We start from the raw sequence: 13,776 nt of genomic DNA, 5'->3' as shown, positions 1-13,776 counted from the left end.
GAGACGAACGAGGAGCCCGCTTCCGACCGCGATGGCGAGGACGGCGACCGCCGCCACGACGCCTGACGCGGGCCTCGCACGACTCTGACGAGGACGGTCCTGCGTCCCCTCCCGGCGCCGCTCAGGCGGCACCGGGAGGGTCTGGGAGCGCGGGCCGGCCGCGAGGAGCGGCATCCGGTCCCGTTCGGTCGCTGTGGTCGGGCCGCAGCCGACTCAGCGCCGCCTGACGATCGGATACCCGACGACGTCAGTCCTTCTTCAGCTCCTGGGCGAACATCACCAGGATGCCGCTCGGGCCGCGGAGATAGGTGAGCTTGTAGACGTCCTGGTAGGTGGCTACGCCGCGCAGCGGATGGCAGCCGTGTCGCGCGGCGATCGCCAGCGCCTCGTCGATGTCGTCGACGGAGAAGGCCACCCGGTGCATGCCGATCTCGTTGGGGAGCGTGGGCTCCGTCTCGATGGCATCGGGGTGGATGTACTCGAAGAGCTCGAGCTGCCCGTGGCCGTCGGGCGTCTGGAGCACCGCGATCCTGGCGTGGTTCCCGTCGAGGCCGACGGCGGTGTCGGCCCATTCGCCGCTGACCGTGTCGCGGCCGACGACCGTGAGACCGAGGTCGGTGAAGAAGGCGATGGTCGCATCGAGGTCGCGCACGGCGATGCCGACATTTTCGAGTCTGATGGCCATGCGTTGCATGCTACTCAGCACCGTGTACACCGGCCGATGGCCGCGGCACTGCGGTGAGAGCCGTACCTTTCGCGCTCGCGCCGCGTTCAGTGGTTCTGCGGCCCGCCGCAGACTAGTGCGACGGGAGAGCGGACTGCCACCGGTGCTGCTCGCGGGCGAAGAGCACGGCGAAGATGCCCCAGATGCCGAGGTCGTCGGCGAAACCCAGGGGGCCCAGCAGCAGCTCGGGGATCAGGTCGATCGGCGCGAACGTGTACACGACGGCGGCGATCGCAACGACCCATGTCGTCGGCGCGACACGGTGTTCGCGACGCTTGACCGCTCTGAGAAACCTCCACCACATGCACCTCAGTGTGCGCGCGCAGCACGTCGGACGGCCCGTCGAGACGGAATCGTGATCGTTCAGTCAGAAGATGCACAGCCCGCGGTCAGCGGATCACGGCTCGCCCTCGTCCGACTCCTCGTCGGGGATCTCGTCGCTGCGCGGCCCGACGAAGTCGCCGGTGATGGTGTGCTCGCGTTCGACATCCTTGATCACATCGGTCTTGAGATCGCTCGCGGGATTGCCGTCTTCCGGCGACAGGCGCGGAACGAAGCTGTCGGTCATCACACTCTCCTTCGCGGCTGAGCTCGTTCAGCCGTCAGCCTTCTCGTCCTCTTCGGGCTCGAACGTCGACGGCACGCCCGTGTGCCCCGCCGCGACCCCGTCGGGCGCGTCGGGGATCGTCCCGTCGCGTCCGAGGCCGCCCGGCTTGGGGGTGCCCTCGTCGTCCGTCTGCGGCTCTTCTGCGTTGCGGTTCATCGGATGCTCCCTTCCTCGTCAGGGGCAAGGTACGTCGACCCGCGGGCGCACGGATCCCGGTTGACAAACGGCGGAGCGTCGCGGCAGGGCGCCGCGCTCGCACCCGCGACCGCGTCAGGGAAGTGCGGAGGTTTGCGCGCCGCAGTTCGCGCGGTCGGTTCCCGGGGTCAGTCCCGCCGGCCGGCGACGCCGAGGAAGCGGATGAAGACCGCGATCCACCCGAAGATCAGCGCGAACACGATGATCTCGAACGCGGTGAGCGAGAAGTAGCCGACCGCGGGGATGAAGAGGATCACCGACGCCACCATGGCCGCGAGGAACGCCCACGAAGCAACGAAGTAGGTGCGCGGCATCCCGCGGAGGAAGTTCGGTCCGCCGATGAGGAGGACGAGGAACATCGCCGCCATGCCGGATGCCGAGAGGTTGTGCAGCGCGAGGTTCACGTCGACGGGGAACACGCCGACGCACGCGAGCATGATCCCCATGATGGCGAAGAGCACGGGGACGATCCGCGGTCCGCGCGGGTTCTCGAGCACGCCCGCAGCGGCGAGGGCGCGCATGTCGTTGGCGATGTAGACGGCGAAGGTCGTCACGAGCAGGCCCGCCGCGATCAGGGTGCCGTTGAACACCCAGCTCGACAGGTCGTCCTCGAAGGTTCCGAGATGGCTGAAGTGGACCGTCCACCACTTCGGGTCGGGCGTCGTGACCATGGCCGTCAGCGTGCCGATGGCGATGAACGCGAGCAGCAGCGACGACATGCGCTGCGTCGTCATCGCCGACACCGACAGGAACACGATCCACGTGGTCATGCCGAGGGTGACCGCCATCAGCACGACCGCCCAGAACGTCACGATCGGCAGGCCGATGAAGCCCATCGCTAGCACGCGGTACAGCGCGTACACCGCCACGAACGCGAGCGCCGTATGGACGATGACCACAGAGATGGTGTTGACGATGAACTTCCACGATGGGAGGGTCTGCCGCCACTCCTGTCCGGGACGGTTGCGCGCTCGCCAGTACTCGGTCGTCGATGCGGCGGCGGCGGCCACCGCGGCCCCGCACGCCGCCCACACTGCGAACGAGTCGGCTCGGCCGGCGAGCTGCAGATCCGGCGCGAACAGGCCCACGAGGAGTCCGTAGACAGCGCCGATCGCGCCCGCCGCGAGACCGGCGTAGACCGCCTGCGACTCCGCGCGCCGGCCGGGTGTCGGCGCTGCCGTGTCGGGCAGCAGCGGCGGGGTGTTCCTGGTGCTCACGAGGTCAGAGTACGACCGCGGCCGGGCATGCGGGGCGTTCGGCGCGACACGATCTGGTGACGGCCTCCACGCCCGCTCAGGCGCCGCGCTGCAGCCAGGGCCGCAGCATCCGTGTCACCCACGGCAGGACCGCGTACGTCATCACCGGGGTGAGCAACACCGTCGAGAGCAGCACGCGCGCGATCAGCGGCCACTCCGCGAATCCCGGAACGAACCCGAGGAGCCACGAGGCGAGGAGATTCGTGGGGAAGAAGCCGAGCCAGATCGTGACGGCCTGCTTCCAGCGAGGCGGGGCGGCCGGGATGGGCTGCTGGACCGGTCCGGTGGCCGGTGACGTGGCGACACCCGGATGCCGCGACTCGACGTGGGTCGCGAACGGAGCATCGAACCAGCCCTCGATGCCGGTGCGTCGCTCGACCCTGACCTCGTTCGCGAAGGCCCGGCCGGAATCGAGCCACCACGAACGCTGCGGCGAATCCTCCCAGGCTTCGAGGGTCGGGATGTCGCGGAAGCGATAGAGCATGTACCAGAGGTCGCTGCCCTCGCCGGCGCGTACCCAGCCGGAGCCGAGGAAGCCGGCGAAGCCTGCGGCGAGATCAGTGCCGGCTTGCATCCAGCTCGTGGCTTCTGCGGTGCGGGACGGGTCGATGCGTCGTTCGATCGCGACGGTGATGGGGTGGGCCACGGGTTCTGCCATGGCATCCATTCTCGGGGGGCCCGCGCGGCGGCGCGCCGGCGAGCGGCTGCGGGTGCCTGGGCCAGAGTGCGTGGGAGCGTCAGCAGCCAGGCGCCCATCGTGACGAACGCCACGAGCTCGAACAGAGCGAGCGTGATGAATCCGGCGGTCAGCACGACCATGCCGGCGGCGAGCAGCGCGACGCAGAACGCGGTGGCGCGGCGGAACCGGCGGCTGCGGCCGGGGATGGTGAGGCCGGTGGCGACGGTGGCGAGGAACGACATGCCCAGTCCCGTCGCGATGAGGTCGTGCATCACCGGGCTCACCGGGATGGGCACGAGACCGACGCCGGTGAGGTGCAGGCCGGCTGACACGATCGACCCGCGGAAGCCCCGCGCCGAGCGACGACGGATGCCGGTGGGCAGCGCGACGACGACGAACACGCCGTAGGCAGCGAGGAAGAAGCCGGAGAAGATCGCGACCGTGTTGAACGTTCGGCCGGAGAAGTCGGTGTGGGTGCCGAGCTGCGAGAAGTGGTGGTGCCACCACGTCGGATCGTGGCTGGTGAGCACCGAGAGGAGGACGCCCACCGGGAGCGAGAGCACCGCGAGTCGACCGATGCGGTGCGCGAGGAGAGTGTGATCGACGAGGGTCGCCGCGAGAGGCGGGGCGTCGGGTCCCGGCGGGTCGGCGTCATCCGTGACCACTCCGGGCGAGGGTCGCGGCGCCGTGGCTGCCGGGCGGTGGGTCACGGCGCGCGGGCGCGCCGTGGAGGCGGTGGACACCGTCGCACGCGGCGGCGCGGCTGGTCCGCTGGTCACGTCGGAAAGGGTCGCGGAAGACATTCGACTCACGATCGGTTCTGTTCGACGCGCCCCCATGCCGGACATCCCCCAATAGACCCCGACACCGAGGCCCGCCGGCTTTGACGACAAATCCCCAGTTCAGCGGCGAACCGCTGAGTCAAACAGTAGCCCGATCAGCCGAGAAAGCGCTGGCCGAGGTCTTGTTTCGACCCCGGATCGTCGGCGGGCCGCGGGTACGCTGGACACGCCGGTCCCCGCGCACCGCGCTGCAGCGGGCGGGTGGGAGCCACCGGTCCGCACCCAGGAGGAGCCGGATGCCCAAGAACAAGAAGCCCGGCGGCGGACGCGCGGCGAAGAACTACGACCCGCGCTACAACCCAAAGAATCGGGCCGCGAGCCAGGGGCGGGACGGGCAGGACGCGAAGCGCCGCCCGGGCGACTCATCGTCGGGCAAGCCCGGCAGCCGCAGTGCCGGACACCGGGGTTTCCGCGGCGAAGCGCCCTCGACCGACGCCGGCAGCGGTCGCCCCAAGGGGCGCTGGACCGCCCAGGAACGTGCGGGCCGAGACGAAGCGCGGGCCATCCGCACGCACGCACGCGACGACCGCGGCCGCCCGGCTCGATCGGATGGCGACCGCGGGCGGCCGGCGACGAGCGGGCGGTCTTCGGCACCGGGACGCGATCGCGCCGGCGACGGCCGCCGCGACTCCGGGCACGACGCGGCTTCACGCGCCGATTCCGCAGGGCGCCGGGACTCCGGCGCTCCGCGTCGTGAGGCGGGACGCGAGCCCGCCCCGCGGCGGGACTCCGCGCCGCGCCGGGATGCGGCCGCGCGTGACTCCGGTCCGCGCCGGGATCCGGCGCCGCGGCGGGACACAGTTCCCCATGGTGGCGAAGCGCCCGCGCGTCGCGACGTCGTGCACGAGAAGCTCGACGCCGATGCCATCGCGCCGACCGAGGGGGGAGGCGCCACGTTCGGCGATCTCGGGCTCGGCCAGAACATCGTCAAGGCGATCGCCGACCTCGGGGCGCAGCATCCGTTCCCCATCCAGGCCGCGACGATCCCCGCGATCCTCGACGGACGCGATGTGCTCGCGCGCGGGCGCACCGGCTCCGGCAAGACCATCGCCTTCGGCGCGCCCCTCGTGGAGAGCGTCCTGCGGTCGCAAGCAGGACAGCGGCGCGAGTTCGGCCGGCCCCCGCGCGCGCTGATCCTCGCGCCCACGCGGGAGCTCGCGCTGCAGATCGACGCGACGATCCAGCCGATCGCGCGCAGCGTCGGCCTCTTCACGACGCAGATCTACGGCGGCGTGCCCAAAGCGCGGCAGCTCGGTGCGCTCAAGAAGGGGATCGATATCGTCATCGGCACACCCGGCCGCATCGAGGACCTCGTGGAGTCGCGCGCGCTTGATCTGTCGCAGGTGCGGGTGGCGGCGCTCGACGAGGCCGACCACATGTGCGAGCTCGGGTTCCTCGAGCCGGTGCAGCGCATCATGCGCCGCACGCCCCGGGACGCCCAGCGGCTGCTCTTCTCGGCGACGCTCGACGGCGAGGTGTCGGCCCTGGTCGGCGAGTTCCTGACCGACCCTGCGGTGTACGAGGTGGCCGGTGAGACCCAGCGATCGGGCACCATCGACCACCGGGTGCTGGTGGTCGATCACCGCGACAAGCGGGAGATCCTGCGGTCCCTCGTGGACCGCGACGGCAAGACGCTCGTGTTCACACGCACGCGCGCGTTCGCCGAGATGCTCGCCGAGCAGTTCGACGAGGCCGGCATCCGGGCGCTCGCGCTGCACGGCGATCTCGACCAGGCCCGCCGCACCCGCAACCTCGAGAAGCTCACGTCGGGCCGCATCGACGTGCTCGTGGCGACGGATGTCGCTGCCCGCGGCATCCACGTCGACGACATCGATCTCGTGGTGCAGGCCGACGCGCCCGACGAGTACAAGACGTACCTGCACCGCTCGGGACGCACCGGCCGCGCCGGCCGCGCCGGCACGGTCGTCACGCTCGTGACGCGCGCCCGTCGCGACCGCCTCGCCGATCTGCTGGAGCGCGCCGACATCGAGGCGCCGTTCGACGACGTGCGCCCCGGCGACGAGCTGCTGGAGGAGCTCGCCGGTCGCTGACTCTCGTGCGCCCGGCGCTTCGTCTCGCTCGCTCGGCGGGCGCACCGCGTCATCGCGAGCACGCAGTCACCGAGAGCACACCTTGCTGCGGTTCGCATCGAGTGGCTTCGGCGAGAGCACACGCTGTCGCCGAGGACGGCGGGCTCAGGCGCCGATGGACGCGATGAGTTCGGGATCGGCGCCGAGCGAGGTGAGGCGCGCGCGCAGCGCGACCTCGGCGCGGCGGTACGGCTCGGCGCTCGCGTAGAGCAGCGAGCGGGTGTTCGCCGCCTCGAGGAACGACACCATCTCGAACGTGAGCTGCCGCGCGTCGTCGAGCAGGGGGAGCTCGCCGGCCGCCATCGCGTGCTCGATGCTCACGGTGAGGTAGTCCTCCCAGTCGCCCGACGCGGCGACGATCGCATCGCGGACGATGCCCGGTCTGGCATCGAATTCGACGGATGTCGCGGCGAAGAAGCATCCGCCGCTGAAGACGCGGTCGCGCGAGTACGCCAGCCAGTCGGAGAGCAGCGCACACACGCGCACGAGCCCGCGGGGCGTGCGAGCGCGGGCCGGGGCGACGACCCGATCGATGAACACCTCTCGCGCGGCGGCGACGACGGCGAGCTGCAGCTGCTCCTTCGAGCCGAAAAGCGTCGCGATGCCGCTCTTGCTGTGCCCGCTGGCATCAGCGAGTCGCCCGATCGTCAGGCCGTCGAGCCCGTCGACGGTAGCGGTGTCGACCGCGTGGGCGAGCACCGAGCGCCGTGATTCATCGCCCCGGAGCCGACGGCGATCAACTGGTGCTTGTGCCATGACACCAGATTACCGTACGATCGTTCGTATTCATAAGTACGATCGTTCGTATTCATCGGATCGGAGCATCATGAATCTCGCATTGTCCGCCGCAGGAGCGACCGTCCGCGGCGTCGGCGCCGTCTCGCCGCGGTGGGGAGCCGCCTTCGCGATGCCGCTGTTCGGCTCCGTGGCGAAGCCGCGGCCCGTCCGCCCAGACGACGAGGCGACGATGTGGCGCGCCCGCCACCGCACCGTGCGGATCGCCGGCGTCGATCGGCGCGGCGTCGACGTCGACGCCTACGAGTGGGGCGGCGGCGCGCGCACCGTGCTGCTGTCGCACGGCTGGAACGCCCGCGCGAGCCAGTTCGCGCCGCTCGTCCGCGAGCTCGTCGCCGAGGGCTACCGAGTGGTCGCGTTCGACGCTCCGGCCCACGGTTCGTCCGCGGGCCGCCGCACATACCTGGTCGATTGGCTCGACGTCTTCGCCGCACTGCAGCAGCGGTACGGCGCCTTCGATGCGATGGTCGGACACTCGTTCGGCGGCCTCGCGACACTCGTGGGAGTCGCCGGAGGGACGGATGCCGCACGCGTCGTCACCATCGCCGCCCCGGCCGACGCCGACCTGCTGCTGAGCCAGTTCCAGGGCATGCTCCGCTACTCGGACGCGGTTTCGGCACGCATGCGCGAACGCTTCGCGAGCCGCTACTTCCCCGGACAGCCCGATCCCTTCGCGTGGCTGTCGAGCGTTCGGCGCCCCCTCCCTGCTGAGGTGCCCCTCCTCGTCATCCACGACGAAGGCGACCGCATGGTGCCGTACGCCGAGGCCGGTCGCATCGTGGCCGCGAACCACGGCGCCCGTCTGCTCCCGACGATCGGGCTCGGACACAATCGCATCCTCGCAGCGGATGACGTTCTCGACGCCGTGCTGACGCACCTGGAAGTGCCGTCCGCCGCCCGCACGTCGTCCGCTCCCGATGGTGCCCGTAGGGCAGCGGTCATGCCGGCAGCCGCAGTCGACGAACTGATCTCGGCATCCGTCGCGGAGTAGCGCGTCGAAGCCCGGGGTGTCGGATCAGAACAGGCGAGCGGACGCCACTTCGCCCGAGGTGGCGCGGGTCGGTGCTGCGCGCAGCAAGGCGGCCGCCGCGCGTCCTCGCGACGTCGTGACGATCGGCGGGGCGCTGCGGGTGTCGGCGCGATCGGCCAGGCCGGAGACCGGTGCACCGCGCGGACTCTCGTCTTCGGCGCTCCCGTCGAGACCGTGCACACGAAGCAGTGGGCGCACGCGCTTGGCGAGCCAGGCGCGATAGGCCTTCGGCGCGGTGGTCGTCGCGCCAGGGTACAGCCCTCGGTAGGACGACATGAGTTCGGGATGCCGCTCCGCGAGCCACTGCAGGAACCATTGCTTGGCGCCCGGGCGCAGGTGCAGCGCGCCGTAGACGACACGGACGGCGCCCGCCTCCTTGATGCGGGTGAGCGCGTGGTCGATGGCGGCGATGGAATCGGTGAGGTGCGGGATGATCGGCATCAGGAAGACGGTGACGCGGAAGCCCGCCTCGGTCGCCGCCCGCACGGTCTCCAGCCGGGCGGTGGCGTTCGGTGTGCCGGGTTCGATGAGGTGCTGCAGCTCATCGTCGAACACCGCGATCGACATCGCGAGTGTGACGTGCACGTCGGCGGCGGCATCCTTCAGCATGGGCAGGTCGCGCCGCAGCAGCGTGCCCTTCGTGAGGATCGAGAACGGCGTTCCCGACTCGGTGAGGGCCGAGACGATCCCGGGCATCAGCTTGTACCGCCCCTCGGCGCGCTGGTACGGATCGGTGTTGGTGCCGAGCATCACGGGATCGTGCTGCCAGCTGCCCCGCCGCAGCTCCTTCTGCAGCACCTCCGCGACGTTCACCTTGACCACGACCTGGGTGTCGAAGTCCCGCCCGGCGTCGAGTTCGAGGAACTCGTGGGTCCCCCGGGCGAAGCAGTAGACGCAGGCATGACTGCAGCCGCGGTAGGGATTCACGGTCCAGTCGAAAGGCATGGCCGAAGCGCTCGGCACGTGATTGAGCGCCGACTTGCAGAGCACCTCGTGGAACGTGACTCCGGCGAACTCGGGAGTGGACACAGAGCGCACCAGACCGTTCAGCTGCTCGAGGCCGGGCAGGGCCGCGGCATCCGCCACACCGAGTTCCTGCCCCTGCCATCGCATGAATCCATGAGAACAAAGGTTCGAACTTAAGTCAAGGCAACGCTGGGCGCCAGTAGAACATCGAGGGCCGGGACGCCGCCTCGCTGGCCAAATCGCGCCGCCGCGACCAGAATGGCAGGCGTGACGGAGCCTGGCCGGCTCGCTACCCCCCGAGCCGCCCCCGAGACTCGTCGTGCCGCCCGAGCGATGCGCGAGGAGGTCGAACGGCGTGCCCGGGCGGCTGAAACCCCTCCGGCCGCCGACGCGTTCGTGGCCTTCGAGCTGCCCAGCGAGGAGTTCGTGCCGACGTCGGTCTCGGATGCGGTGCCGTCTGCCCTGCCGCCGGACCTGCGCCCGCCCCCAGCCGCGACCGCGGCGGCGGCGGACACGTCGCCGCGAGGCGCCTCGGCAGCGCGCGAGGTCTTGCCGCTGCCGCCGCGCTCGCGAACCCGCCTCGCCCGGCAGCGTCGTCCGGTCTCGAGCGAACGCCGGGCGGCCCGTGCCGCCGAGCTGCTCGCCGTCCATGAAGACGCACTGCCGGTGCAGCACGCCCGTCCCCGCCGCTTCACCCGGAGGCTGGTCGTCGTCGCCGGCCTCGCCACAGGCGCCGCGCTGCTGCTCGGATCGGCCGCGATGACCGCGATGATGCTGCCGTCGGTCTCTCCGAGCGGCTCCGACGCCGCCCTGTCGATGACGGTGGAGCCCCAGCACGTCGACCAGCTTCCCGTGCCGCAGGTCGAGCAGTCGCCGCCCGCCGCCGACATCTGCGCGCTGCCCGACGTGGCGGCGGCGGTGCAGGCGGGCGACGACGAGGCCGCGATCCTCGCTGCAGGCGGGGGTGAGGCCTTCCGTGCCGCGGTTGTCGAGGGCCGAGCGCCCTGCGTGAACCTGGGCGACTCGGCGCGCATCTGGACCGTGGTCGACAAGATCCGGCCCACGAGCCCGATCGACTACCGCCCGAGCGGACTGGTGCTGCCCGACGGGGTGCGCAACGTCGAGGGCGGCGCCCTGCGCTCGGACGCGGCAGCCGCACTCGCGTCACTGGTCACGGGTGCGCGCTCGGCGGGGGTCGGCGAGATCGCGCTCGAGAGCGGGTTCCGGTCGTACCAGACCCAGCAGGAGACCTACGGGCGCCACTTCGCAGAGCGAGGCGAGCGGGCCGACCAGGTGAGCGCTCGCCCCGGCTACAGCGAGCACCAGCTGGGCCTCGGCGCCGACGTCGTCGCGTGTGCCGGCGCCTGCGGCACGCTCGACGAGCTCGCGGCGACGCTCCAGGGACAGTGGATCGCCGACCACGCGTGGGAGCACGGCTGGATCGTCCGCTACGTCGAGGGCGCCACACCGGTGACCGGCTACCTCGCTGAGCCCTGGCACCTTCGCTACATCGGGCCGGAGCTCGCGAAGGCGTACCACGCCGGCGGATGGACGTCGCTGGAGGAGTTCTTCGCGCTCGACCCGGCGCCGGCGTATCTCGGCTGACCGCCACCCGCACCGCAAGCCGCAGCCGCGGCGCCGCGGACGCCCACGCCCGCCCGACGGGGTGCGGCGCGCGGCTGCGGCATCCGCTCCACTGAAACTGAGTACCATATGCGGTGAGATGCAATTCCAACCGGGGAACCATCTCCGAAGACTCGACCTCAGCGACGAGAACACAGACGAGAGGAAGGCGCACCATGGAGCGCGACATCTACGACGAGGACCACGAGGCGTTCCGCGACGTCGTCAAGGAGTTCGTCAAGCGCTACGCGTCCGAGGAGAAGCGCAAGCAGTGGGAGGCCGACGGCGAGATCGACCGCGCCACCATGCTCGCCGCCGGCGAGGCCGGCGTCATCGGACTGTCGGTGCCCGAGGAGTTCGGCGGCGCCGGCATGCTGCAGGACTACCGCTTCCGCTCGATCGTGCTCGAGGAGACCATCGGCGTCGGCCAGGGCTCGCTCGCAGGCGCCCTGGGGATCCAGGACGACCTCGCGGTGCCGTACATCGTGCACATGGGCACGCAGGAGCAGAAGGAGAAGTGGCTGCCGGGCATGGCCACCGGCGAGATCCTCGGCGCCCTCGCGATGACCGAGCCGGGTGCCGGCTCCGATCTCCGAGGCATCAAGACCACGGCCAAGAAGGTCGACGGCGGCTACATCGTCAACGGCGCCAAGACGTTCATCTCGTCGGGCAAGACGGCCGACATCGTCGTAACCTTCGTCAAGACGGGCGAGGGCAACCGCCCCGATGCATTCAGCCTGCTGATCCTCGAGGACGGCATGGAGGGCTTCGACCACGGCAAGAAGCTCGAGAAGATGGGCTTCCACGGCTGGGACACCGCCGAGCTGTCGTTCACCGACGTGTTCGTGCCCGAAGCGAACCTCATCGGCGGCAAGGAGGGCCTCGGCTTCATCCAGCTCATGATGAACCTGCCTCTCGAGCGCCTCTCGATCGGCGTCGCGGCGGCCGCCGCCGGCGAGGCCGCGTTCGTGTGGACCCGCGACTACACGCTCAGCCGCGAGGCGTTCGGCGAGCGCATCGCCGACTTCCAGAACTCCCGCTTCAAGCTCGCCGACATGGCGACCACCGTCGACGTGATGTGGGCGTACGTCGACCGCGCGATGATGCTCTACAAGGACCAGAAGCTCACCGCCGAAGAGGCCGCGAAGGTCAAGTTCTGGACCACCGACCGCGAGGCGGAGCTGCTCGACATCGGCGTGCAGCTGCACGGCGGCTACGGCTACATCACCGAGTACCCGATCGCCCGCGCCTACCTCGACGCGCGTGTGCACCGCATCTACGGTGGCACGAACGAGATCATGCGCGACATCGTGAGCCGCCAGATCGTCGGCAGGCGCTGAACCGCTCCTGAACGACGGATGCCGCGGCCCGGCCCTCTCGCGAGGGCGCGGGTCGCGGCATCCGTCGTCGCGGCGGGTTTCTCAGACGAGCGTCGGGCGGCGGCGCGCCAGCTTCGCGACGCCGGCGTTGCGCAGGCGGTCGGCGACGAGGATGCCCAGCGCGACGCCCGCCACGCAGCTGGCGATCGTGAGCGCGAAGAACGTCACCAGCGCCCACGGGTGCATGGCCGCCAGATTGAACGACGCCGCGGCGAAGATCGGATAGACCACGCCGACGAAGACGGCGCCGGCGTAGTACTGCCACGTCCGCCAGGAGCGGTAGAGGCCGACGAGGAACGCGAGCTCGGCGAAGAACGCCCACCAGACGGCCGCACCGAGGAACGGGAAGACCACGAGCCCCGAGATGACGCCGACGAGGATGCCGGCCAAAGGACGTTCGAGCAGGCGCAGTGCGACGGTCGCCGGCAGCAGCCACAGCCCCGCGATCGCGACCGAGATGAACGGGACGGTGGCGAACAGCACCGTCGAGATCCAGCCGGCGCCCCAGAGCATGACGCCGCCGGCGACGCCGATCGCCGCACAGGTCAGCAGGTAGGCGGTCGTCACGCGACCCCGATTCGACCGGGTCGGCGTAGCTGCGGGCGTCGTGCGGGCGTCGGTCGTTCCGCCCGTGCCGCTCACGAGTGGGCCTCCGCCGTGACGCGCTGAGACTTCGGAGCGGGTGATGCGACGCCGACGCGCCAGTAGCCGCAGAAGCTCACGTGATCCTTCGAGACGCCGCGCTCGCCGACGAGGTGACGGCGGCCCTCGGTCGCGAGGGCCTGCTCGCCCACGACGTACGCGTGGAAGGCGGCGTCCGGAAGGGCGGCGTCGCGGAGCACCTGCAACGCGAGCGTGCCCGGCGTGGCATCGCGATCGCGCACGATCCAGCGCACCGTGATCCCGACGGGGTGGGGAAACTCCAGCGCGTCCTCGGCCGAGGGCACCTCGACGATCGCGAGCCCCGTCGCGTGCGCGGGCAGTGAGGCGCAGATGCCGGCGACGGCGGGCAGTCCGGTCTCATCGGCGACGAGCACGACCCTGTCGGTGCCGCGATCGGGGTTGAAGGTGAGGCCCTCGTCGATGATCACGACGCTCTCGCCCGCATGGCAGGACTCCGCCCAGCGCGACGCCGGCCCGGCCGTGCCCTCGGCGGCGGAGCCGTGGAGCACGAAGTCGACATCGATCTCGGCGCCCGTGTCGGCCGTCGCGGGGCGGTATGCCCGCACCGTGTAGTTGCGCATGACCGGTCGCACGCCGTCGGGGATGCGGAGGTACTTGAGGTACCCGAACATCTTGTTCGCCTTCGCGGGGAGGCGCTCCAGCCCCTCGTCGCCGCCGAGGGGCAGGAAGAGCCGGAACCACTGGTCGTAGCCCATCGGGCGGAACCTGTCGATCTCTGCTCCGCCGAGCGTGACGCGCAGCCAGTGCGGCGCGAGGCGCTCGGTGCGCAGCACCTGCAGGTGCACGAGGCCCTGGGTGTCGGGCTTGACGAGTCGGGGGACCGGTGCCATGTCAGTGCTCCTTGGTGAGGACGGCAGGGGTGTCGAGGACGGCAGGGGTGTCGAGGACGGCAGGGGTGTCGAGGAC

The 13,776-nt window shown here is 70.8% G+C and carries 14 protein-coding genes and 1 pseudogene; 4 read left to right on the top strand and 11 right to left on the bottom strand.

Annotated features, from left to right (window positions below; genetic code table 11):
• Positions 1–247: 247 nt before the first annotated feature.
• The 7 genes and pseudogenes from Q9R08_RS02050 to Q9R08_RS20825 form a co-directional block, all read right to left on the bottom strand.
• A complete protein-coding gene (locus Q9R08_RS02050) occupies positions 248–685 on the bottom strand; it encodes a VOC family protein (protein ID WP_308866151.1) in 438 nt (145 codons plus the stop codon).
• A 112-nt stretch (positions 686–797) separates the two neighbouring features.
• Complete coding sequence (locus Q9R08_RS02045; protein ID WP_308866150.1) at positions 798–1,028, bottom strand: YkvA family protein; 231 nt, start codon at positions 1,026–1,028, stop codon at positions 798–800.
• Positions 1,029–1,121: 93 nt separating this feature from the next.
• Positions 1,122–1,292: a hypothetical protein gene (locus Q9R08_RS02040; RefSeq protein ID WP_308866149.1), complete on the bottom strand. Its 171-nt coding sequence runs from the start codon at positions 1,290–1,292 to the stop codon at positions 1,122–1,124.
• 27 nt (positions 1,293–1,319) lie between these two features.
• Entirely contained in the window at positions 1,320–1,487 is a 168-nt protein-coding gene (locus Q9R08_RS02035; protein WP_308866148.1) for a hypothetical protein, read from the bottom strand.
• A gap of 167 nt (positions 1,488–1,654) precedes the next feature.
• Entirely contained in the window at positions 1,655–2,743 is a 1,089-nt protein-coding gene (locus Q9R08_RS02030) for a DUF998 domain-containing protein (protein ID WP_308866147.1), read from the bottom strand.
• Between the two features lie 76 nt (positions 2,744–2,819).
• Entirely contained in the window at positions 2,820–3,449 is a 630-nt protein-coding gene (locus Q9R08_RS02025) for an antibiotic biosynthesis monooxygenase (protein ID WP_308866146.1), read from the bottom strand.
• Positions 3,450–3,574: 125 nt separating this feature from the next.
• Positions 3,575–4,264: pseudogene (locus tag Q9R08_RS20825) on the bottom strand (DUF998 domain-containing protein); the annotation flags it as partial.
• A 275-nt stretch (positions 4,265–4,539) separates the two neighbouring features.
• Between Q9R08_RS20825 and Q9R08_RS02020 the strand changes: the two are divergent.
• On the top strand, positions 4,540–6,354 hold the full coding sequence (locus tag Q9R08_RS02020) for a DEAD/DEAH box helicase (protein ID WP_308866145.1): 1,815 nt from the start codon (positions 4,540–4,542) through the stop codon (positions 6,352–6,354).
• A 144-nt stretch (positions 6,355–6,498) separates the two neighbouring features.
• Here the strand turns inward: Q9R08_RS02020 and Q9R08_RS02015 are convergent, their stop codons facing one another.
• On the bottom strand, positions 6,499–7,149 hold the full coding sequence (locus tag Q9R08_RS02015; protein WP_308866144.1) for a TetR/AcrR family transcriptional regulator: 651 nt from the start codon (positions 7,147–7,149) through the stop codon (positions 6,499–6,501).
• Between the two features lie 70 nt (positions 7,150–7,219).
• Here Q9R08_RS02015 and Q9R08_RS02010 point away from each other — a divergent pair, with 70 nt between their 5' ends.
• Positions 7,220–8,179 carry an alpha/beta hydrolase gene (locus tag Q9R08_RS02010; RefSeq protein WP_308866143.1) on the top strand — a complete coding sequence of 320 codons (960 nt, stop codon included), beginning with the start codon at positions 7,220–7,222 and terminating at the stop codon, positions 8,177–8,179.
• Positions 8,180–8,203: 24 nt separating this feature from the next.
• On the opposite strand, the gene Q9R08_RS02005 is transcribed toward Q9R08_RS02010, so the two are convergent.
• Positions 8,204–9,331, bottom strand: coding sequence for an Rv2578c family radical SAM protein (locus Q9R08_RS02005; RefSeq protein ID WP_308866142.1), 1,128 nt, complete (start codon positions 9,329–9,331; stop codon positions 8,204–8,206).
• Between the two features lie 120 nt (positions 9,332–9,451).
• Here Q9R08_RS02005 and Q9R08_RS02000 point away from each other — a divergent pair, with 120 nt between their 5' ends.
• Together Q9R08_RS02000 and Q9R08_RS01995 are read left to right on the top strand one after the other, a co-directional pair.
• The gene (locus tag Q9R08_RS02000; protein WP_308866141.1) at positions 9,452–10,789 is read left to right on the top strand and encodes a M15 family metallopeptidase; all 1,338 of its coding nucleotides are present in this window, start codon (positions 9,452–9,454) and stop codon (positions 10,787–10,789) included.
• A 194-nt stretch (positions 10,790–10,983) separates the two neighbouring features.
• Positions 10,984–12,147 (top strand): acyl-CoA dehydrogenase family protein, encoded by a 1,164-nt coding sequence (locus Q9R08_RS01995; protein WP_308866140.1) that lies wholly within the window; start codon positions 10,984–10,986, stop codon positions 12,145–12,147.
• Between the two features lie 81 nt (positions 12,148–12,228).
• Here Q9R08_RS01995 and Q9R08_RS01990 read toward each other — a convergent pair whose 3' ends face one another.
• Entirely contained in the window at positions 12,229–12,753 is a 525-nt protein-coding gene (locus Q9R08_RS01990) for an ECF transporter S component (protein ID WP_308866139.1), read from the bottom strand.
• Between the two features lie 71 nt (positions 12,754–12,824).
• Positions 12,825–13,700 carry a siderophore-interacting protein gene (locus Q9R08_RS01985; RefSeq protein WP_308866138.1) on the bottom strand — a complete coding sequence of 292 codons (876 nt, stop codon included), beginning with the start codon at positions 13,698–13,700 and terminating at the stop codon, positions 12,825–12,827.
• Positions 13,701–13,776 lie beyond the last annotated feature (76 nt).

Origin of the sequence: Microbacterium psychrotolerans, assembly GCF_031085295.1 — a bacterium.
Classification (GTDB): Bacteria; Actinomycetota; Actinomycetes; order Actinomycetales; family Microbacteriaceae; genus Microbacterium; species Microbacterium psychrotolerans.
Note: the sequence above shows the minus strand (reverse complement) of the source record. Positions and strands in the feature narration are given on the sequence as shown.

What these genes read in the sequence shown, in the direction of transcription:
- Q9R08_RS02050 (WP_308866151.1), bottom strand. Translation starts at nt 685, where the DNA reads ATGGCCATCAGACTCGAAAATGTCGGCATCGCCGTGCGCGACCTCGAT.
- Q9R08_RS02045 (WP_308866150.1), bottom strand. Translation starts at nt 1,028, where the DNA reads ATGTGGTGGAGGTTTCTCAGAGCGGTCAAGCGTCGCGAACACCGTGTC.
- Q9R08_RS02040 (WP_308866149.1), bottom strand. Translation starts at nt 1,292, where the DNA reads ATGACCGACAGCTTCGTTCCGCGCCTGTCGCCGGAAGACGGCAATCCC.
- Q9R08_RS02035 (WP_308866148.1), bottom strand. Translation starts at nt 1,487, where the DNA reads ATGAACCGCAACGCAGAAGAGCCGCAGACGGACGACGAGGGCACCCCC.
- Q9R08_RS02025 (WP_308866146.1), bottom strand. Translation starts at nt 3,449, where the DNA reads ATGGATGCCATGGCAGAACCCGTGGCCCACCCCATCACCGTCGCGATC.
- Q9R08_RS02020 (WP_308866145.1), top strand. Translation starts at nt 4,540, where the DNA reads ATGCCCAAGAACAAGAAGCCCGGCGGCGGACGCGCGGCGAAGAACTAC.
- Q9R08_RS02015 (WP_308866144.1), bottom strand. Translation starts at nt 7,149, where the DNA reads ATGGCACAAGCACCAGTTGATCGCCGTCGGCTCCGGGGCGATGAATCA.
- Q9R08_RS02010 (WP_308866143.1), top strand. Translation starts at nt 7,220, where the DNA reads ATGAATCTCGCATTGTCCGCCGCAGGAGCGACCGTCCGCGGCGTCGGC.
- Q9R08_RS02005 (WP_308866142.1), bottom strand. Translation starts at nt 9,331, where the DNA reads ATGCGATGGCAGGGGCAGGAACTCGGTGTGGCGGATGCCGCGGCCCTG.
- Q9R08_RS01995 (WP_308866140.1), top strand. Translation starts at nt 10,984, where the DNA reads ATGGAGCGCGACATCTACGACGAGGACCACGAGGCGTTCCGCGACGTC.
- Q9R08_RS01985 (WP_308866138.1), bottom strand. Translation starts at nt 13,700, where the DNA reads ATGGCACCGGTCCCCCGACTCGTCAAGCCCGACACCCAGGGCCTCGTG.